Source organism: Bradyrhizobium sp. SZCCHNR3119 (assembly GCF_032487775.1).
In the GTDB taxonomy this organism is placed as follows: domain Bacteria; phylum Pseudomonadota; class Alphaproteobacteria; order Rhizobiales; family Xanthobacteraceae; genus Bradyrhizobium.
This window is the reverse complement of the sequence record NZ_JAUEUV010000002.1, coordinates 412,833-431,333: the sequence shown is the minus strand read 5'-3', so window position 1 is coordinate 431,333 and position 18,501 is coordinate 412,833. Positions and strand designations below refer to the sequence as shown.

Here is an 18,501-nt window from a genome sequence, read left to right as displayed (position 1 = left end):
GCATATGCGATTCGCATAAGGTATATTATGGAATATATTTATGTATAGGGAGATCAGCATCTTAGGGCAAAAACCTGAGCCCGAAGGTCAGCTGCATCCGCTTCATCGGGGCCGTTTGGAGCGTTTGCTGGCTCGCGGGGCTTCAGGCGCTGACGTGGCGCGCTGGAGAGCCCCGGTTACGCCTGATGTCCTCACCCGCTTGCCGCCGCGTCGTTCGGCTGCAATAAGCGGCGAAGACGAAACCGCTGAGATCGCCGGGATTCGGTCCTCATAGGATTGAGCCGCGTGGCAGTCCAGGGTCTCGCGAAAGAACAAAAACTTTCTCAGGGAGAAACGAAGCATGAGCCTGTCACGACGCGCGCTTCTGAGGGCCTCCGCGGCGTCAGCGGTTCTCGGTGGGTTCGGTGGTGTCAGCGCACCCCATGTGGTGCGCGCGGAGAGCGCCGCCGAGTTCAGCTACAAATACGCCAACAACCTGCCCGACTCGCATCCGATGAACGTCCGGGCCAAGGAGATGGCCGCGGCCATCAAGAGCGAGACCAACGGCAGGTTCGACCTGCAGATCTTCCCAAACAACCAGCTCGGTTCCGACACCGACATGCTGAGCCAGATCCGCTCCGGCGGTGTCGAGTTCTTCACGCTGTCCGGGCTCATCCTGTCGACCTTGGTGCCGGCAGCCTCGATCAATGGCATCGGCTTCGCGTTCCCGGACTACGACACGGTCTGGAAGGCCATGGACGGTGATCTCGGCGCCTATGTTCGCGGCCAGATCAACAAGGCCGGCCTGATGGTCATGGACAAGATCTGGGACAACGGCTTCCGCCAGACCACGTCGTCGACCAAGCCGATCAACGGGCCCGACGATTTCAAGGGCTTCAAGATCCGCGTGCCGGTGTCGCCGCTGTGGACCTCGATGTTCAAGGCGTTCGAGGCGGCGCCCGCCTCGATCAATTTCAGCGAGGTCTATTCGGCGCTACAGACCAAGGTCGTCGAGGGCCAGGAAAATCCGCTGGCGATCATCTCGACCGCCAAGCTCTACGAGGTGCAGAAATACTGCTCGCTGACCAACCATATGTGGGACGGGTTCTGGTTCCTGGCCAACCGCCGCGCCTGGGAAAGCCTGCCTGAGGACGTCCGGACGATCGTCGCCAAGAACATCAACGCTGCCGCGGTGAAGGAGCGCGAGGATACGGCCAAGCTGAATGCGGGGCTGCAGCAGGAGCTCGCATCCAAGGGGCTGATCTTCAATCAGCCGACAGTGGCGCCCTTCCGCGATAAGCTCCGCACCGCCGGCTTCTACGCCGAATGGAAAGGCAAGTATGGCGAGGAGGCCTGGGGCCTGCTCGAAAAGGCCGTCGGCAAGCTGTCGTAGCAGTTTCTCGTAGTTAGCCGCCCTCCTTGTCGCTCAGCCTTTTACCGCTCAGCCTTGGATCGATGCCATGGCGCAAGCCGAGTTCACCGAAATCGTGGTCAGCGAGGTGGTCGTCGAGGCCCCTCGCCGCCGGTCGCTGATCGGTTCGATCGAATTCGCGCTCGGCTTGCTCGTGGAGATCCCGGCGGCGCTCCTGGTCGTCGCCGAGATCGTGATCCTGTTTGCCGGCGTGGTGGCGCGCTACGCGCTGCATCAGCCATTGATCTGGTCGGACGAACTGGCGTCGATCCTGTTCCTGTGGCTCGCCATGCTGGGCGCCGTCGTCGCGTTCCGCCGCGGCGAGCACATGCGCATGACTGCGATGGTCGCGGTGGCCGGACCGCGGCTTTGGGCCTATCTCGACGTGGTGGCGACAGCCGCCGCGCTGGCGTTCCTGGTGCTGGTGGTGCGGCCGGCCTTTGACTACGCCGCGGAGGAAAGCTTCATCACGACGCCGGCGCTGCAGATCGCCAATGTCTGGCGCGCGGCAGCGCTGCCGGTCGGCATCGTCCTGATGACGCTGTTTGCGTTGCTGCGGCTGGTCCGCGCGGCCGATCGCAGGACCGTGCTGGCCGCGGTGGCGTCCGTGGCCGTCATCATCGTGCTGTTCTGGCTGGCGCAGCCCTGGCTGAAGCCGCTCGGCAATCTCAACCTGGTCATCTTCTTCGTCGGCGTGGTCGGCTTCTGCGTATTCGCCGGCGTTCCCATCGCCTTCGCGTTCGGGCTCGCGATCTTCGGCTATCTGGCGCTGACCACGCGCACGCCGTTGGTGGTGCTGGTCGGGCGGATGGACGAGGGCATGAGCCATCTGATCCTGCTCTCGGTGCCGCTGTTCGTGTTCCTCGGCCTATTGATCGAGATGACCGGCATGGCGCGCGCCATGGTCGCGTTCCTGGCGAGTCTGCTGGGCCACGTCCGGGGCGGCCTGCATTACGTGCTGGTCGGCGCGATGTACCTCGTCTCCGGCATTTCCGGCGCGAAGGCCGCCGACATGGCCGCCGTGGCGCCGGTGCTGTTTCCGGAGATGAAGGCGCGTGGCGCCCGTCCCGGCGATCTCGTCGCCCTGCTCGCAGCGACCGGCGCCCAGACCGAAACCATTCCGCCGAGCCTGGTGCTGATCACGATTGGCTCGGTCACCGGTGTCTCGATCGCCGCCCTGTTCACCGGCGGCCTGTTGCCGGGCGTCGTGCTGGCGGTGACGCTGTGCGCGCTGGTTCGCTGGCGCTACCGCCACGAGGACATGAGCGGCGTCCGGCGCGCCGCGGCGTCCGAGATCGGCCGGAGCTTCGTTGTCGCCCTACCCGCGCTGGCCCTGCCCTTCGTCATTCGTTTCGCCGTCGTCGAGGGCATAGCGACCGCCACCGAAGTCTCCACCATCGGCATCGTCTACGGCCTGATCATCGGGCTCCTGATCTACCGCCGGTTCGATTGGCGACGGCTCTTGCCGATGCTGGTCGAGACCGCGGCGCTCTCCGGCGCCATCCTGCTGATCATCGGCACCGCGACCGGCATGGCCTGGGGCCTGACGCAATCCGGCTTTTCGCGCTCGCTTGCAGCCGCGATGACCGGGCTGCCGGGCGGCGCTGCCGCCTTCATCGCGGTCTCGATCCTGGCCTTCACGATCCTCGGCAGCGTGTTGGAGGGCATTCCCGCGATCGTGCTGTTCGGGCCGCTGCTGTTTCCGATCGCGCGTGCCGTCGGCGTGCACGAGGTGCATTATGCCATGATCATCATCCTGGCGATGGGGATCGGCCTGTTCGCACCGCCGTTCGGAGTTGGATATTACGCGGCCTGCGCCATCGGCCGGGTTGACCCTGCGCAAGGCATGCGGCCGATCTGGGGCTATCTGCTGGCGCTCCTGATCGGACTTGCGGTGGTTGCAATTTTTCCCTGGATTTCGATCGGGTTCCTGTAGAATCCTCAAGTGAATGCTGGAGGACGAAGCCATGAGCGCGAACCAATACAATATCGGCTTGGACAAGACCCCGGCCAATTACGTCCCGCTGACCCCGCTGAGCTTCATCGCGCGCAGCGCGGCGGTCTATCCCGATCACATCAGTACCGTCTATGAGGGCCGCAGCTTCACCTGGGCCCAGACCTACGCGCGCTGCCGCCAGTTCGCGTCCTATCTCGCCGGCCGCGGCATCGGCGAGGGCGACACGGTGGCGGCGATGTTGCCGAACATTCCGGCCATGAACGAGCTGCACTTCGCCGTCCCGATGGCCGGTGCCGTGCTGAATACGCTGAACATCCGGCTCGATGCGCCGTCGATCGCGTTCCAGCTCGATCATGGCGGGGCCAAGATCATCCTGGTCGATCCCGAGTTTTCCGGCGTCATCTCCGACGCGCTCAAGCTGATGACCGGCGCGAAACCGTTCGTGATCGACGTCGACGACATCTCGTTCACGGGCGGCAGCCGGATCGGCGAGATCGAATATGAGGCCGCTCTGGCGCTCGGCGATCCCGCCTTCGAGCCGCGACGTCCGAAGGACGAATGGGACGCGATCGCGATGAGCTACACGTCCGGCACGACCGGCAATCCCAAGGGCGTCGTGACTCATCACCGCGGGGCCTATCTCAACGCCGTCAGCAACATCCTCGCCGGCAATCTCGGCCAGCATCCGGTCTATCTCTGGACGCTGCCGATGTTCCACTGCAACGGCTGGTGCTTCCCGTGGACGATGGCGGCGGCGGCCGGCGTCAATGTGTGCCTGCGCAAGGTCGAGCCGAGCAAGATCTTCGAGTTGATCCGCCTGCACGGCGTGACGCATATGTGCGGCGCGCCGATCGTCTACAATGTGCTGATCAACGCTCCCGACGCGCCAAAGGGCAAGCGGGAGAAGCCCGTCATCGGCCTAATTGCCGGCGCCGCGCCACCCGTCGCAGTGCTGGAGGGCGCCGAGGGCATCGGCATCAAGCTGACGCATGTTTATGGGTTGACCGAGGTCTATGGCCCCGCCTCGGTCTGTGCCGAGCAGCCCGGCTGGGACGAGCTTCCGCCGGCGGAGCGCGCGCAAATGAAGCGTCGGCAAGGCGTGCCCTACCCGCTCGAGGAAGCGGTCACCGTGCTCGATCCCCAAACCATGCGCGAGGTGCCGCGCGACGGCGAGACCATCGGCGAGGTCATGTTCCGCGGCAACATCGTGATGAAGGGCTATCTGAAAAACGAGAGGGCGACCAAGGAAGCCTTCGCCGGCGGCTGGTTTCACACCGGCGATCTCGGCGTGCTCGACGAGCACGGCTATGTCATCATCAAGGATCGCTCCAAGGACATCATCATCTCCGGCGGCGAGAACATCTCCTCCGTCGAGGTCGAAGACATCCTCTACAAACATCCGGCCGTGCTGTTCGCCGCAGTGGTCGCCAAGCCCGATCCGAAATGGGGCGAAGTGCCCTGTGCCTTCATCGAGCTGAAGGAGGGCGTGCAGGCGACCGAAGCCGAGATCATCGCCTATTGCCGCACCCACATGTCCGGCTTCAAGACGCCGAAGGTGGTCGTGTTCGGCCCGATCCCGAAGACGTCGACCGGCAAGATCCAGAAATATCTGCTCCGCAACGAGGTGCAGTCGGCGAAGGCAATCTCGGCGTAAGCGAAGTCGACAGGGGACGCTTGGCCAATGGCGGTGCTGCGCGCCTGCGCGCGCAACGATCACCCGCGCGCAACGCGCGGCACGGTGATATCGTCTTCACCGCTGCGATATTCCAGGATGTCTCCCGGCTGGCAGTCGAGGACCTCGCAGATCCGCGCCAGCGTGTCAAAACGCACGCCCTTGACCTTGGCGGATTTCAGCAGCGAGACGTTCTGCTCGGTGATGCCGATGCGCTCGGCGAGTTCCTTGGAACGCATCTTGCGGCGTGCCAGCATGACGTCGAGATTGACGATGATCGGCATGTCCGGGCCTCAAACAATGCTGGCATTCTCGTCGGCGATCCGGGTTGCTTCGGCCATCACCCAGGCCACTGCAAGCAGCACGCCGCCGACGATCAGCGCGATATAGTCGTTGATCGATAGCGCGATGCCGAGCTGGCGACTGCCCGGCGGATTGCTGATGGTGAAGGCGATCAGCAGCGCGGTCGACGATAGCGGGCCGAGCGCCGCCTGCAGTAACACCGCGGCAGCAAAATCGCGCAGGCGCCGCGCAGTCGCTGGCGTGAACACGCTTCCTTGCGCGAAATCCAAAAACAGCGCGCGGACCTGCCACATTCCGTAGAGCATCACGCCGATGGGAACAGCCATCACCGCTGCACCCGCAATGGCGCGCGCGGGCGTGATCTGCAGATTGGCGCCGATGCCGCCGAGACGCGCCAGCAGCAGGCTGCGCGTCAAATCCGGAAGGGCGAAAATCAGAATCGTGCCGGCCGACATCAGCAGGATGCCCAGCCCGGTAATCCGCGCCATGGCACGGGAAAAACGACGCAACCGATGGTTCTGGTCGGCAAGGTCAGTCATGGCGTAGCCCTCTTGACGAAAGAATAAATTATCGTATTTCAATAATTATTCATTGTCAAACGGAAGTGAGCGCATGCCGATCCGAGCCTTGCCCCGCCTTCTCCTGATCTTCGGCCTCGGCTGCAGCGCCACGGGCTGTAGCCATATGCCGGTAACCTCGATGGTGAAGCTCGCCCGGGTCGATTTTCAGACCAGCGATCCGGCGCAGCTGCGCGCGGCGGTCAAGCTGCCGATCTCGCTCCGCCCGCTGCCCGGCGGTGTCGTATTGCGGATTGTGGTCAGGCGCCGCGGCGCTGCCGAGGAGCAGCGCGAGTTCGTGCTGCGCGAACTGGCAGAGCCAGCGGCCCTGGCGCGGGAAGCGGAGGCCGCGACGCGCATCTACGCTTATCGTCTGGATGAGGCCGATGCCGCGAAGCTGCTCGCGTTCCGCGCCGAACTGATGGAACGGAAGAGCGCCGGTGGCGGCGGATCGGTCACGATCTCGATCGCACCGAAAGCCTGCAAGACGTTCGAGCTGCCGGAGGGGCCGATCTATGTGACCACCTATCTGAGGACAGCCGAAACCGTCGAGTATGTCACGCTGGCGCGTGACGTCGATCTGCGCTCATTGGCTTCCGATCATCCGATCGTGGACGTTCCACGCTGCCAAATCTGACACGCTACGCATTCGGCGCCTTCGGCGGATAATACTGCGGCGCCTCGCGACGGTTGTACATCCCGTAGTCCCTGGTGACCTCGACGATGCGGACATACTCCGTCGCTGGATTGGCCAGCAGCCTGGGGCTCAGTGCGAGCCCTGATGCCTCGTCCTCGAGTTCGACGAGGTGCGCGAAGCAGCCCTCGCGGTAGACGCTGGCGAAGCTCCCAACCGGCATATCCGTCGCGATGGGGAGCCGTGCACCGGACGTTTCCGTCACGAGCACATAAGTCGGCGGTCGCCGCTGCGGATCGTTATATGCCGTGCGGCGCTCCGGCTGCCAGACCGGCCGGTCGCGCCGCGCTTCATGGATCACCTGCGCGACACGTATCCGGTAGTCGGAGAAGACTTGGTCACGTCCGAGCGTCTGCACCTCGTGATGATGCCCATGCGCGCGCCAGGCGGTCAGGGCGCCCTCGTCCTGCCAGATCTGATAGGACAAGAGCAGATTGTCGCGCGACAGGCTCTTGAAGCGGTCGAGGAACAGGCAGCCGCCGAGCGCATCGAGCTCCGGCCTCAGCGATGCCGCGAGCTGCAGATATTGCTCGGTGCGGCCCGGCTTGATCTCGACCTCGAAGAACAAGGACATCATGGCAGCATCTCCGTGTTCTCAATGATCGGAGCTAACTCGTAGAGCGTGGGGTAGGCAAAGGCGCGGACGCGCCGTGCCCACCAATGGAGTGCACGATTGGAAACGGTGGGCACGCTTCGCTTTGCCCACCCTACAATCCTAACAACAGTCTAACCCAGCGTCAGCCGCATGCCATCATAGGCGGGGATCACACCGTCAGGCAGGCTTCGCCGCAGCACCTCGTAATCGAGATCGGAATGCATGTTGGTGATGACGGCGCGCTTCGGTTTGAAACGCTCGATCCAGGCCAGCGCATCGTTGACCGAGAAGTGGCTGGGATGCGCAGCATAGCGCAGGCCATCGAGGATCCAGAGATCGAGCTCCTCGAGCGCGCCCCAGCTCGCTTCCGGAATGTCGTTGAGGTCGGGCGTATAAGCGGCATTGCCGATCCGATAGCCGAGCGCCGGGATGTTGCCGTGCTGGACCAGGAAGGCGGATAGCTTGAGCTCGCCGCCCTTGCCTTCCACCGCCTGGGTCTCGCCGGCTTCGATCGCATGCTGGGTCAAGATCGGCGGATAGTCGCTGCCGGCCGGCGAGACGAAGCAGTAGGAGAACCGGTGCATGATATCCTTGGCCGTCGACTGGCTCAGATAGACCGGAATGCGCCGGCGCTGGTGCAGGACGACGGACCGCAGATCATCGATGCCATGGGTCTGGTCGGCATGCTCATGCGTGAGGAACACCGCGTCGATATGATCGACCTCGGCGTCGATCAGTTGCTCGCGCAGGTCCGGCGCGGTGTCGATCACGACACGGGTCGTGCCGTGCGCCGAGGTCCGCTCCGCCATCAGCGAGCAGCGGCGGCGGCGGTTCTTCGGATTTGACGGGTCACAGGCGCCCCATCCCAGCGCCGGGCGCGGCACGCCCGCCGAAGAGCCGCAGCCGAGGATGGTGAGCGTCAGCGTCATCGCGCAGCGTCCGGCCGTGGCACCTTGGAGAACAGCTTGAAGAACGTCTCGGTGGTCTGCCGCGAGATGTCTTCGAACGACACGCCGCGGGTGTCCGCCAGCACCTTGGCGGTCTCGACGACATAAGAGGGCTCGTTGCGCTTGCCGCGGAATTTGCTCGGCGCCAGATATGGCGCATCGGTCTCGACCAGGATGCGGTCGGCCGGCAGTTCGGCGGCGAGCGCGCGCAACGTTTCCGACTTCTTGAAGGTCAGGATGCCCGTGAACGAGATGTGCAGTCCGAGATCGATTGCCTTCATCGCCAGCTCGCGTCCGCCGGTGTAGCAATGCAGCACGGCGCGAAAAGGTCCCTTCGCGATCTCCTCCTCCAAGATGCGCCCGCACTGCTCGTCGGCCTCGCGGGTGTGGATCACGAGCGGCAGGCCCGTGGCGCGGGCCGCAGCGATATGAGCGCGGAAGCCGCGTTCCTGAGCGTCCTTCGAGCCATGCTCATAGAAATTGTCGAGCCCCGCCTCGCCCAACGCCACGACCTTTGGATGTCTGGTGAGGTCGATCAGCTCGTCGGCCGAGATGCCATCCTCCTCGTCGGCGCTATGAGGATGGGTACCGACCGAGCAGTAGACGTTCTCGTAGCGCTCGGCGATGGCGAGCAGGTCCGGGAGGCGCCGCACGCGCGTCGAGATTGTCACCATGCGTCCTACCCCGGCCGCGGCGGCGCGCGCAACGATGCCATCCAGATCCTCGGCGAAATCCGGAAAATCCAGATGGCAATGACTGTCGACCAACATCACGCGGCCGAAGGTTCGATGTAGCGCGGGAACACCGCTTGCGGGGCCGGCAGCTGGGTGCCGGGGGCGATCCGCACCTCGCCGCCGAGGCGGTCGAAGCTTCGCTCGTCATCTGGAATGCCGAGGCTGTCGAGCAGCTTCGCCGAGGCCGCCGGCATCACCGGTTGAGTCAGGATCGCGACCTGCCGGATCACTTCGGCCGTGACATAGAGCACGGTGCGTTGACGCGGCGGATCGGTCTTGGCCAGCGCCCACGGCGCTTCGCCCGCGAAATAGCGGTTGGCTTCGGCCACGACTGACCACACCGCGTTGAGCCATTGGTGGATCTGCTGGGTCGCCATCGCCTTGCGCGCGGCCCCGATCATGGCGTCGGCTTCAGCCAGGATCGCCTTGTCGTTGGCCGAAAACGCGCCGGGCTCCGGCAGCACGCCACCCAATTGCTTGGCGATCATCGACAGCGAGCGCTGCGCGAGGTTGCCGAGGTCATTGGCAAGATCGGCGTTGATGCGCGCCACGATCGCCTCATGATTGTAGTTGCCGTCCTGACCGAACGGGACTTCGCGCAGGAAGAAGTAGCGCAGCTGGTCCACGCCATATTGGTCCGCAAGCGTAAAGGGGTCGACGACATTGCCGATCGACTTCGACATCTTCTCGCCCCTGTTGAACAGGAAGCCATGCGCATAGACGCGCTTGGGCACCGGCACGCCGGCCGACATCAGGAAAGCGGGCCAGTACACCGCGTGGAAGCGGATGATGTCCTTGCCGATGACATGCACATCGGCCGGCCAGTACTTCCAGTTCGGATCGTTCTGGTCGGGGAAGCCGACTCCGGTGATATAGTTGGTCAGCGCATCCACCCAGACATACATCACGTGCTCATCGTCGTGAGGCACCCGCACGCCCCAATCGAAGGTGGTGCGCGAAATCGAAAGGTCTTTCAGACCGCCCCTGACGAAACTCGTGATCTCGTTGCGTCGGGCATCCGGGCCGATGAAATCGGGCTGACTCTCATAGAGCGCGAGCAGCTTGTCCTGATAGGCCGAGAGGCGGAAGAAATAGCTCTTCTCCTCGACCCACTCCACCGGCGTGCCCTGCGGGCCGCGACGGACATTGTCCACGCCGACGACAGTTTCGTCCTCCGCGTAATAGGCCTCGTCGCGCACCGAATACCAGCCCGCATAGGTGTCGGCGTAAATGTCGCCGTTCTGCTGCATCCGATTCCAGATCGACTGCACCGAACGATGATGCGCGGGCTCGGTGGTGCGGATGAAGCGGTCGAACGAGACGTTCAGCCGCTCGTCCATCTCGCGGAAGCGGCCGGCATTGCGGGTGGCAAGCTCGGCCGGCGAAAGCCCCTCGTTCTGCGCGGTCTGGACCATCTTCAGGCCGTGCTCGTCGGTGCCGGTCAGGAAGAACACGTCCTTGCCGTCGAGGCGCGCAAAGCGCGCGATGGCGTCGGTCGCGATCGCCTCATAGGCGTGACCGATATGCGGCTGACCATTGGGATAGGCGATCGCTGTCGTGATGTAGAAGGTGTTTCTCGCGGCATTATCTGCTTGCGCGGGCGCGGCGGCTGGCTGCGGCACCGAGTCTTGAGCAGCCGCAGGCTTGGGCTTGCGCGGCGCCTTGGGCTTGGCGGAGCGCGGTGGCTTCGTGGGCTCGATCGTCGTTCTGAGCTCAGCCGCCGGTAGCGCCGGTTTACCGGCAGTGCGCTTCTTCGAGGCAGGCGCCGGCGCGCCCTTCGTCGCTTTGGCGGCCTTGGGCGCCTTGGCGGATGGTTTGGCAACCTGCTTGACGGTCTTTTTCGCAACCGTCGTTTTTGGAGGCGCCTTCTTTGGAGGCGCCTTCTTCGAGGCCGTCTTGGACGCCTTCTTCACGCCGCGCTTGGCTGCCTTCGGCGTCGAGGTCTTTCTCGAAATCGCCTTGGCCTTTGGGCCCTTCGGCGTGCTGGCCTTGGATTTGCCAGGCTTGGATTTGCCCACCTTGGCTTTGGCGCGCGATTTGGCGGCAGCCTTCTTCGAGCCCTTCTTGACAGTCTTCTTGCTGGCCTTCGCCACGGCAAATTCCTCTTCGACGTCGGACGAATGATCTCGGGATGTGACTCGGCGCGGTTACCGCGTGGCTTCGGCGAGCATCCCGAACACCGAGAAAACCAGCGGTTTTCGCTCCAGATTATAGGATTCGGTGTCGCGCGCGGCGCGGACGATCTTTTCCCATACCTCGGCCAGCCGTGCAAGGCGGGGCAGATTGGCGTTGGGATCGGGGCCGCGCAACCGCTCGGCGACCCAACGCTCGATCGTGTCGATGAAGCTCGCAAGCGCCGCACGGTCATTGGTGCCGAGCGCGTCGCCGAGCGCATGCAGCTCGTTCGGATCGAGCCGCGGCAAGGTCGCAAGCAACGCGGCGGTGCGGGTCTGCAGCTGCATCGCGTCGCCGCCGAGAAGGGTAAGCGCGCGCGAGACGCTTCCCTCGGACGCCTCTGCGGCCTCTCTGAGCGCTGGATCGGCCGGATCGATCCCGGCGGCCGCCGCGGCGGCACGGATCACATCTTCCGTCGCAAGCGGACGCAAGCTCAGCCGGCGGCAGCGCGATTTGATGGTGGCAAGCACCCGCGCCGGGGCGTGGCTGACGAGCAGAAACAGCGAGCGTTGCGGCGGTTCTTCGAGGATCTTCAACAGCGCATTGGCGGCATTGGGGTTGAGCTCGTCGACGGTGTCGACAATGCACACCCGCCAGCCCTCGACCGCCGCGGTCGAGCCGAAGAAGCTGATCGTCTCGCGCGTCTCGTCGACGGTGATGACGGTGCGCATCACGCCCTTCTCGTTGGCCGACCGCTCCAGCGAGAGCAGGCCTCCGTGGGCGCCGGAGGCGATGTGGCGCGCGGTCTGATCGTCGGGATCCACGAACAGCGTGTCGGCCGCGCGCACCAGCGGCGCGCTCGGATCACGATGGGTCAGGACGAAGCGGGCCATCCGATAGGCCAGCGTTGCCTTGCCGATGCCCGGCGCCCCGCCGAGCAGCCAGGCATGGGCCATGCGGCCGCTGCGATAGGTCGACAGCAGCGCGGCTTCCGCCTCGCGATGCCCGAACAGCACGCTGGTTTCCCGCGGATGGCGGATTGCGATCTCGGCTTCAACCTTGCGCGCGCTCATAGCTGTCCCACCGCCGCGGGTGTGAAGAAATGCACACGAACCGTGTCCCAGACAGCATCAGCGACCCGGTCCGGATCGGCCGTGGCGTCGATCAGCACGCACCGTTCGGGATCCTCGGCCGCGATCTTGCGATAGGCCTCGCGCAGGCCGTGGTGGAACTTGATGTCTTCGCTTTCGAACCGGTCGGCAATACCGCTGCCGCGCCGCGCCGCCGCCCGCTGCATGCCGACCTCGACCGGCACATCGAGGATAATGGTCAGGTCCGGCTTCAGATCGCCGATGGTTACGCGCTGCATGGCGTTGAGGACATCGGGCGCAACCTTACCGAGGCTGCCTTGATAGGCGCGGGTCGAATCGAAGAAGCGGTCGCAGAGCACCCAGCGGCCCTGGTCGAGCGCCGGCAGGATGACGTTGCGAACATGATCGTCGCGGGCGGCCGCAAACAGCAGCGTCTCCGCTTCGGCGCCCAGCAGCTTGCCCATCCCCGACAGGACGAGATGCCGCATGATCTCCGCGCCAGTCGACCCGCCGGGTTCGCGGGTGGTGACATGACGCACGCCCGCAGCCTCAAGACGTTTGGCCAACATCTTGATCTGGGTCGATTTTCCGGCTCCCTCGCCGCCCTCGAAGGTGACGAATCTGCCGCGGCCGGGACCGCGTTGCACACCTGCTTCAGCCATTTCTACAGCTTCTCGACGCCAGCGCGGAACAGGCCGATCACCAGCTCGCTGGCGCCGTCGATTGCGCGCCGCATCGTCGATCCCCTGGCGATCGGTTCGGCGGCATAGATCGGGGTCTCCACGGCGATATTGGGGCCGCGCCAGATCCTGACAACCCCGATTCGCTGCCCCTGCTCGATCGGCGCACGCACCGGTCCACTATAGGCGATGCGGGCGATCAGCTTGTCGGTGCCGTTCTTCTGGACCATCACCTTGACCGGCTCGGGGCTGGACAATTTGACGGAACGGCTCTCTCCCCCAAAGACCCTGGCATAGCCGATCGGCTGGTCGGCCGCGAACAAGGTCCGGGTCTCGAAATTGCGAAAGCCCCATTCGAGCATCTTCTTGGCTTCGCTGGCGCGATCCTCGGAATCCTCGAGCCCGTTGACGACGACGATCAGCCGGGTGCCGTTCTGCACCGCGGAGCCGACCATGCCGTAGCCGCCCTCCTTGGTGTAGCCGGTCTTCAGCCCATCCGCGCCTTCCATCGCATTCAGCAGCGGATTGCGGTTCAGCTGGCGGATCTTGTTCCAGGTGAATTCCTTCTCGCCAAAGAGCTTATAGAACTCCGGATAGTCCAGGATGATGTGGCGCGCGAGCATCGCGAGCTCGCGCACGGTCATTTTGTTGCCGGGGTCCGGCAGCCCGTTGGAATTGGCGAACGTGGATTTGGTCAGGCCGAGTTCGCGGGCGCGCTTGGTCATGAAGTCGGCGGCGAAGATCTTTTCGTTGCCGGCCATGCCTTCGGCGAGCGCAATGCAGGCATCGTTGCCGCTCTGGATGATGGCGCCGTGCAGGAGGTCGTCGACCGAGACCTTGCTGTTGATGGCGGCGAACATGGTCGAGGTGCCCGAGGGCGCCCCGCCCTTGCGCCAAGCGTTCTCGCTGATTCGATATTCGTCCGTCAGCTTGACCGTGCCCTCCTGAACCGCGTGGAATGCCACTTCGGCGGTCATCAGCTTCATCATGCTGGAGGGCGCGCGAAGCTCGTCGGCATTCTTCTCGAACAGCACGCTGCCGCTGCTGGCTTCGATCAGGATCGCGGTCGGCGCATCCCCCTCGAAGCCGCCCTCGTCCTTGCGTGCGCCCTGCACGCTCTGGTTGGCGGCGTGGAGCACGCCGCTCCAGGCGATGATCAGAGCAAGCGCGAGAGCGGGCAGCGCGCCCAGGGAGCGCCCGGAGGTCGAGACGGATCGGCGGAACGGTAAGATTTTCAATGCCATCGGCAGGGCCCCGGAGCGAGCGGGTTGTAACAGCTGGCCCGGACGCAAACAACATCGCCCGTCGTCCTCCGCCGCAACGGCAGGTGCTCAGAAATTCCAACAGCAGAACAGGAGCAGTACAAGCGCGAGCAGGATGCTGGAAATAGTTCCATCGCGGCTGAACTTTTTCCCACGATACTGCGACTCACTCTCACTGGGGATATTTCAGGGCCCAGTATTCGCCGCAGCGTTGCCTGAGAACATACTCCTCACGGCAACGCTGTTGCATTTTGAGAATTCAACCTTAAATATACATCACCGGTCGGCACCTCTTGGCCCTGAAAACCTGGTACGCCGACCTCGAAAACCCCGCGTCCAGCCCCGCGGGGTTTTCTTTTGCCGTGCTGCCGCAGTCGGCCGGCATGCCGCGAGCATGGCTCGCGCTCCATCCGCCCTGCCTGAGGCGTGTTCGTCGCGTCAATAGAGGCCGCGGCCGCTGAGGATGTCGCGCGCTTCCTGCGCCCCGTCGTCGGGAGCGTAAGCGGAGGCTGGGCTGGTGCGTGTCGCATAGCCGCCGTCTTGGTCGTAAGCCACCGCCCGCGGATTCTCCAGCGGTCGGCCCCGGGAGCGACTCGATGCAGACAGCTCCGAACTGCCGCCGACCGACGCGGCGTCTGCGGCGGTGTTGCCGAGCGTGTACGGCCGCTCCTCCGGCATCGGGACGTCGCCGCGCAACCCATGTCCCCGGGCCGGCATCTCCGGCACGAACGGCCGCGCCGAAGCCACGCGGACCAGCGACGGTGCCGGAGCCGGCGTGCCGGTGCGCAAGGTCGCCATCAGCTGGAGGTCGTCGGAGCCTTCAAGCGGCGCGCGGCCGACATATTCGACGCGGACCCGCGCAACGCCCCTGCTCTTGAATTCCAGGAGTTCGGCGGCCTTGTTGGAGACGTCGATCAGGCGGTTCTCGTGATAGGGGCCGCGATCGTTGACCCGCACGATCAGCGACTTGCCGTTGGAAAGATTGGTGATGCGGGCATAGCACGGCATCGGCAGCGTCGGATGGGCCGCCGTCAGCGACCCCATGTCGAACACCTCGCCATTGGCGGTGAGTCGGCCATGGAAGTCGTCGCCATACCAGGACGCAAGGCCCTCGGCCCGATAGTTCACATCCTCTTCCGGCACATAAACGCGCCCTGCCACGGTGTAGGGCTTGCCGACGCGGTAGACGCCACCGCCCTTGGGCACGGGCTCGCCGAATGCCACCACGCGCGGGCTCGACGACACGCCGTATTTCGGATCTAGGCGGCTTGCAAACTTGTTGGAGGACGCACAGTTCGCGACCATAAGGCACGCCGCGACCGCAACGGTTGCTCGCACCGCCCTCTCGACCGGATCTGTCCGCCGAAACTCCATCGACCCCAATAACCGTTCGCCGGCTGGCCGCCGATGGCGGCAATGCCGGACTTCTTCCCCGAGTCGCATCCCACTACGACTGAATGCGTAAGGATAACGCAACCTGAACACGGCGGAAATGGGGTGGGCTTAGCATGGTTAACCAGGGCTTACCTTCGGTGCGTTGGCCCGGAAACGGCGCGGCCGCGGCACGGTTTGGCCATGTCCCGTGTTTCCAGTGCTTCCATTATGTCACATCTGTTGCCGTGAATCCTCAGTCGGGGGGCTTCTCAGTTTTCGGGACTGAATCCTTTTGACTGTGCGGGGCCCTGCGTCGTTTGGTTCTCGCGGGGCTCAGAAGGACCTCTTACGATGATCGAAGCAATCACAGCAGTCATGGGTTTGGTCGGCGCCGGCATTTTCCTCGCCCATGCGTTCGAAGGCGTCCGTTCGCGGGCCTGACGTTCCGGCCGGTTCGCCGGCACTCCCGTTCCTCCTTTGGCATGATCTGGAATCACATGCTCGGTTGGAATGACATCCTTGGAATGACTTGAAGCTTCCCTTTTTGCGACGTGGCTTTCCGAAATTTTGATCAGTTCGGGTGAGCATCAAACGCGAGGGGTGATCCATGCGAGATCAAGATATCGTTTCGGGCGGATTTCTCGCCCTGACGGCCGTAAGCTTCGCGATCCTGTGCTCGAGCCTGATCGCGTTTGCATTCGCCTGAGCCGGAGTTCGGTCACCTCGCGAGACCGTGCCCCGGGAATAGGCCGGACCTAAGGCGTGTGACTTCTTCACCAGATCAGTCTGTCATTCGCCGGGGCGAAGCCCGGGACAGCGATAGACAAACGTCCCCTCACCTTCCGTGATTCCGACCAGCCAAGCTCCCCCTTATCTGCAAGCCCGGATGCAGAGCCGTTGGGAATAGCTGATAAGGGCTGCGAAGCATTTGGCTCAATCCTTCTGACTGTACGATCCGAACGCTGCGTCACACGGACGGGCGTACAGTTTTGTCGTCTGATTGTGTTCAATCGACTCCACGGAAACGGATTGAAACGAACGAATCCTCTTTCCAGGCTGTGCACGCTGTGAGGAATTGTAGCCTGGCGTTCGATCGGCACGCATCGGTTCCGCTGCTATTAGCGCGCTGTCGAACGATTTGTTAGCGAACGATTCGAATGGGCCGATGCTGTCTCCTCGTAACAGTTAGTTACACAAGGTCGGCTGCCTTCTCTCAGCAACCTACGCGCGACAAGTTGATCGGCTCATGGGCCTCCATGCTTGGCGCCGGGAGCATCAAGGGGTACGTTGAGGCCCGCTGAGGGGAGCGCCGCTCGTGGGATTGCACAAGTCCTTCCACCTCGTTCTGATCAAACCGTCACATTACGACGATGATGGTTACGTCATCCGATGGTGGCGCGGTGGTCTGCCCTCGAACTCGTTGGCCTGTCTCTATGGTATCGCGCTCGATTGTCGCGAGCGCCGGGTCCTCGGCGCCGATGTCGACATCAGCATCGAGGCCATAGACGAAACGAACCGGCGCATACGGGTCGATGATCTCATCCGCTCGATCACGGCGGCGGATGCCGGCATGGTGATGCTGGTCGGCGTCCAATCCAACCAGTTTCCACGATCGGTGGATCTCGCAAAACTATTCCGCCGCCGCGGTATCGCGGTTGCCGTCGGCGGCTTTCACGTGTCCGGCACGCTTGCAATGTTGCCGGAGCAAGATTCCGGTGTGCAGCAGATGCTGGACCTTGGCGTGTCGGTATTCGCCGGCGAGGCCGAAGGTCGCCTAGACCTCATTTTGAGGGATGCCGCTGCCGGCCGATTGCAGCCCCTGTACAACTTCCTCGACGACTTGCCTGATCTGGAAGATCGACCGCTGCCGATCATCCCCCGCCAGCAGATCGCGCGGGTGATCGGGCACACGACGAGCTTCGACGCGGGACGTGGCTGTCCGTTTCAATGCTCGTTCTGCACCATCATCAATGTGCAGGGCCGCAAGTCGCGACGCCGGAGCGCTGATGACATCGAGGCGTTGATCCGCGCCAACGTCGCGCAGGGCATCTACGCCTTCTTCATCACCGACGATAATTTTGCCCGCAACCGGGATTGGGAGGCCCTGCTCGACCGCATCATCGAACTTCGTGAGAAGGAGCGCTGGGACCTCCGCTTCACGATCCAGGTCGATACGCTTTGCCACAAGCTGCCGCGCTTCATCGAGAAATGCGCGCGCGCCGGCGTCAGGCGTTGTTTCATCGGCCTGGAAAACATCAATCCTGACAGTCTGGCCGGAGCCAAGAAGCGTCAGAACAAGATCACCGATTATCGCGAGATGATGCTGGCCTGGAAGCGGGCCAAGATCATCACAGTCGGCGGCTACATCCTCGGCTTCCCGAACGACACCCCCGCTTCGATCGTCCGCGACGTCAAGATCATCCAGCAGGAGCTGCCGATCGACATGCTCGAGTTCTTCCTGCTTACGCCGCTGCCCGGTTCGGAAGACCACAAGACGCTTCATTCGCAACGCGTCGCGATGGATCCGGATCTCAATAAATACGATCTGGATCACGTCACGGTCGCACACCCCACGATGTCAAAGGCCGAATGGGAACGCGCCTATGAACTGGCCTGGACGACTTATTACAGCTGGGACCACATCGAGACGCTGATGCGACGTGCGGCGGCGACCGGTAACAACATCAGCCGGATCCTGAACTACGCTCTGTATTTCAAAGGCTATCACCCGATCGAGCATGTGCATCCGCTCGAAGGAGGCGTGCTGCGGCTCAAGGGCCGGAATGAGCGCCGTCCCCATCTGGCGGTCGAACCCGTCTGGTCGTTCTATCCGCGCTATGTGGCCGAGACGGCGGTCAAGGCCGTCCGCTGGGCGACGCTCGCGAGCCGGCTTCGCCGGCTGGCGCACAAGGTCAAGACGGACCCTCGCCGGCTCGACTACATGGACCAGGCACTGATGCCGGTGGTCGACGACACCGAGAACCTCGAATTGTTCAAGACCCGATCAAGCCAGGCGTTTCTCGATCAGCGGCGGCACGTCGAGCAAGCGCAGAAGCCGAAAGCGCAAGCGCCGTCGGCTTGACGGCACCTTTGCTCGATCATGCGAACGTCGCGATAAAGCGCAGCGGCA

General features: G+C 63.7%; 16 protein-coding genes. 6 read left to right on the top strand and 10 right to left on the bottom strand.

The genetic code is table 11. The features are described 5' to 3' along the window. Positions 1-340 precede the first annotated feature (340 nt). From QX034_RS29270 to QX034_RS29260, 3 genes are all read left to right on the top strand, one after another. Complete coding sequence (locus QX034_RS29270; RefSeq protein WP_315703924.1) at positions 341-1,372, top strand: TRAP transporter substrate-binding protein; 1,032 nt, start codon at positions 341-343, stop codon at positions 1,370-1,372. A gap of 67 nt (positions 1,373-1,439) precedes the next feature. Then, positions 1,440-3,326 (top strand): TRAP transporter large permease subunit, encoded by a 1,887-nt coding sequence (locus QX034_RS29265; RefSeq protein WP_315703925.1) that lies wholly within the window; start codon positions 1,440-1,442, stop codon positions 3,324-3,326. A 31-nt stretch (positions 3,327-3,357) separates the two neighbouring features. Continuing rightward, positions 3,358-5,001: an acyl-CoA synthetase gene (locus QX034_RS29260; protein ID WP_315703926.1), complete on the top strand. Its 1,644-nt coding sequence runs from the start codon at positions 3,358-3,360 to the stop codon at positions 4,999-5,001. Positions 5,002-5,060: 59 nt separating this feature from the next. Here the strand turns inward: QX034_RS29260 and QX034_RS29255 are convergent, their stop codons facing one another. Further along, positions 5,061-5,303: a helix-turn-helix transcriptional regulator gene (locus tag QX034_RS29255; protein ID WP_315703927.1), complete on the bottom strand. Its 243-nt coding sequence runs from the start codon at positions 5,301-5,303 to the stop codon at positions 5,061-5,063. Positions 5,304-5,312: 9 nt separating this feature from the next. After that, the gene (locus QX034_RS29250; RefSeq protein ID WP_315703928.1) at positions 5,313-5,861 is read right to left on the bottom strand and encodes a DUF2975 domain-containing protein; all 549 of its coding nucleotides are present in this window, start codon (positions 5,859-5,861) and stop codon (positions 5,313-5,315) included. 73 nt (positions 5,862-5,934) lie between these two features. Between QX034_RS29250 and QX034_RS29245 the strand changes: the two genes are divergently transcribed. After that, positions 5,935-6,516, top strand: coding sequence for a hypothetical protein (locus QX034_RS29245; RefSeq protein WP_315703929.1), 582 nt, complete (start codon positions 5,935-5,937; stop codon positions 6,514-6,516). A gap of 4 nt (positions 6,517-6,520) precedes the next feature. Here the strand turns inward: QX034_RS29245 and QX034_RS29240 are convergent, their stop codons facing one another. The 4 genes from QX034_RS29240 to metG form a co-directional block, all read right to left on the bottom strand. Then, positions 6,521-7,150, bottom strand: coding sequence for an antibiotic biosynthesis monooxygenase family protein (locus QX034_RS29240; RefSeq protein WP_315703930.1), 630 nt, complete (start codon positions 7,148-7,150; stop codon positions 6,521-6,523). A gap of 149 nt (positions 7,151-7,299) precedes the next feature. Continuing rightward, positions 7,300-8,097 (bottom strand): MBL fold metallo-hydrolase, encoded by a 798-nt coding sequence (locus tag QX034_RS29235; RefSeq protein WP_315703931.1) that lies wholly within the window; start codon positions 8,095-8,097, stop codon positions 7,300-7,302. Then, on the bottom strand, positions 8,094-8,885 hold the full coding sequence (locus QX034_RS29230) for a TatD family hydrolase (protein WP_315703932.1): 792 nt from the start codon (positions 8,883-8,885) through the stop codon (positions 8,094-8,096). Before QX034_RS29230 ends, QX034_RS29235 begins: the two co-directional genes overlap by 4 nt. Next, a complete protein-coding gene (gene metG / locus QX034_RS29225) occupies positions 8,885-10,471 on the bottom strand; it encodes a methionine--tRNA ligase (protein ID WP_315764324.1) in 1,587 nt (528 codons plus the stop codon). The genes QX034_RS29230 and metG overlap by 1 nt, the downstream gene beginning before the upstream one ends. A 67-nt stretch (positions 10,472-10,538) precedes the next feature. On the opposite strand from metG, the gene QX034_RS29220 reads away from it, so the two are divergent. Further along, positions 10,539-10,973, top strand: a complete 435-nt coding sequence (locus tag QX034_RS29220; RefSeq protein WP_316168514.1) for a hypothetical protein — start codon at positions 10,539-10,541, stop codon at positions 10,971-10,973. Between the two features lie 23 nt (positions 10,974-10,996). Here QX034_RS29220 and QX034_RS29215 read toward each other — a convergent pair whose 3' ends face one another. The 4 genes from QX034_RS29215 to QX034_RS29200 all read right to left on the bottom strand — a co-directional run bounded on the left by QX034_RS29215 (position 10,997) and on the right by QX034_RS29200 (position 15,371). Beyond that, positions 10,997-12,037: a DNA polymerase III subunit delta' gene (locus QX034_RS29215; protein ID WP_315703935.1), complete on the bottom strand. Its 1,041-nt coding sequence runs from the start codon at positions 12,035-12,037 to the stop codon at positions 10,997-10,999. Continuing rightward, complete coding sequence (tmk, locus tag QX034_RS29210; protein ID WP_315742140.1) at positions 12,034-12,717, bottom strand: dTMP kinase; 684 nt, start codon at positions 12,715-12,717, stop codon at positions 12,034-12,036. Before tmk ends, QX034_RS29215 begins: the two co-directional genes overlap by 4 nt. A gap of 2 nt (positions 12,718-12,719) precedes the next feature. After that, the gene (locus tag QX034_RS29205) at positions 12,720-13,874 is read right to left on the bottom strand and encodes a D-alanyl-D-alanine carboxypeptidase family protein (protein ID WP_410050938.1); all 1,155 of its coding nucleotides are present in this window, start codon (positions 13,872-13,874) and stop codon (positions 12,720-12,722) included. A gap of 561 nt (positions 13,875-14,435) precedes the next feature. Beyond that, complete coding sequence (locus QX034_RS29200; protein WP_315703938.1) at positions 14,436-15,371, bottom strand: septal ring lytic transglycosylase RlpA family protein; 936 nt, start codon at positions 15,369-15,371, stop codon at positions 14,436-14,438. Positions 15,372-16,686: 1,315 nt separating this feature from the next. Here QX034_RS29200 and QX034_RS29195 point away from each other — a divergent pair. Beyond that, positions 16,687-18,453, top strand: coding sequence for a B12-binding domain-containing radical SAM protein (locus tag QX034_RS29195; protein ID WP_315703939.1), 1,767 nt, complete (start codon positions 16,687-16,689; stop codon positions 18,451-18,453). Positions 18,454-18,501: the final 48 nt, after the last annotated feature.

Bases quoted from the DNA above. Each gene is read 5' to 3' on its own strand.
- QX034_RS29245 (WP_315703929.1), top strand. From the start codon at position 5,935: ATGCCGATCCGAGCCTTGCCCCGCCTTCTCCTGATCTTCGGCCTCGGC.
- QX034_RS29265 (WP_315703925.1), top strand. From the start codon at position 1,440: ATGGCGCAAGCCGAGTTCACCGAAATCGTGGTCAGCGAGGTGGTCGTC.
- QX034_RS29255 (WP_315703927.1), bottom strand. From the start codon at position 5,303: ATGCCGATCATCGTCAATCTCGACGTCATGCTGGCACGCCGCAAGATG.
- QX034_RS29240 (WP_315703930.1), bottom strand. From the start codon at position 7,150: ATGATGTCCTTGTTCTTCGAGGTCGAGATCAAGCCGGGCCGCACCGAG.
- QX034_RS29215 (WP_315703935.1), bottom strand. From the start codon at position 12,037: ATGAGCGCGCGCAAGGTTGAAGCCGAGATCGCAATCCGCCATCCGCGG.
- QX034_RS29200 (WP_315703938.1), bottom strand. From the start codon at position 15,371: ATGGAGTTTCGGCGGACAGATCCGGTCGAGAGGGCGGTGCGAGCAACC.
- QX034_RS29250 (WP_315703928.1), bottom strand. From the start codon at position 5,861: ATGACTGACCTTGCCGACCAGAACCATCGGTTGCGTCGTTTTTCCCGT.
- QX034_RS29270 (WP_315703924.1), top strand. From the start codon at position 341: ATGAGCCTGTCACGACGCGCGCTTCTGAGGGCCTCCGCGGCGTCAGCG.
- QX034_RS29260 (WP_315703926.1), top strand. From the start codon at position 3,358: ATGAGCGCGAACCAATACAATATCGGCTTGGACAAGACCCCGGCCAAT.
- QX034_RS29235 (WP_315703931.1), bottom strand. From the start codon at position 8,097: ATGACGCTGACGCTCACCATCCTCGGCTGCGGCTCTTCGGCGGGCGTG.
- QX034_RS29230 (WP_315703932.1), bottom strand. From the start codon at position 8,885: ATGTTGGTCGACAGTCATTGCCATCTGGATTTTCCGGATTTCGCCGAG.
- tmk (WP_315742140.1), bottom strand. From the start codon at position 12,717: ATGGCTGAAGCAGGTGTGCAACGCGGTCCCGGCCGCGGCAGATTCGTC.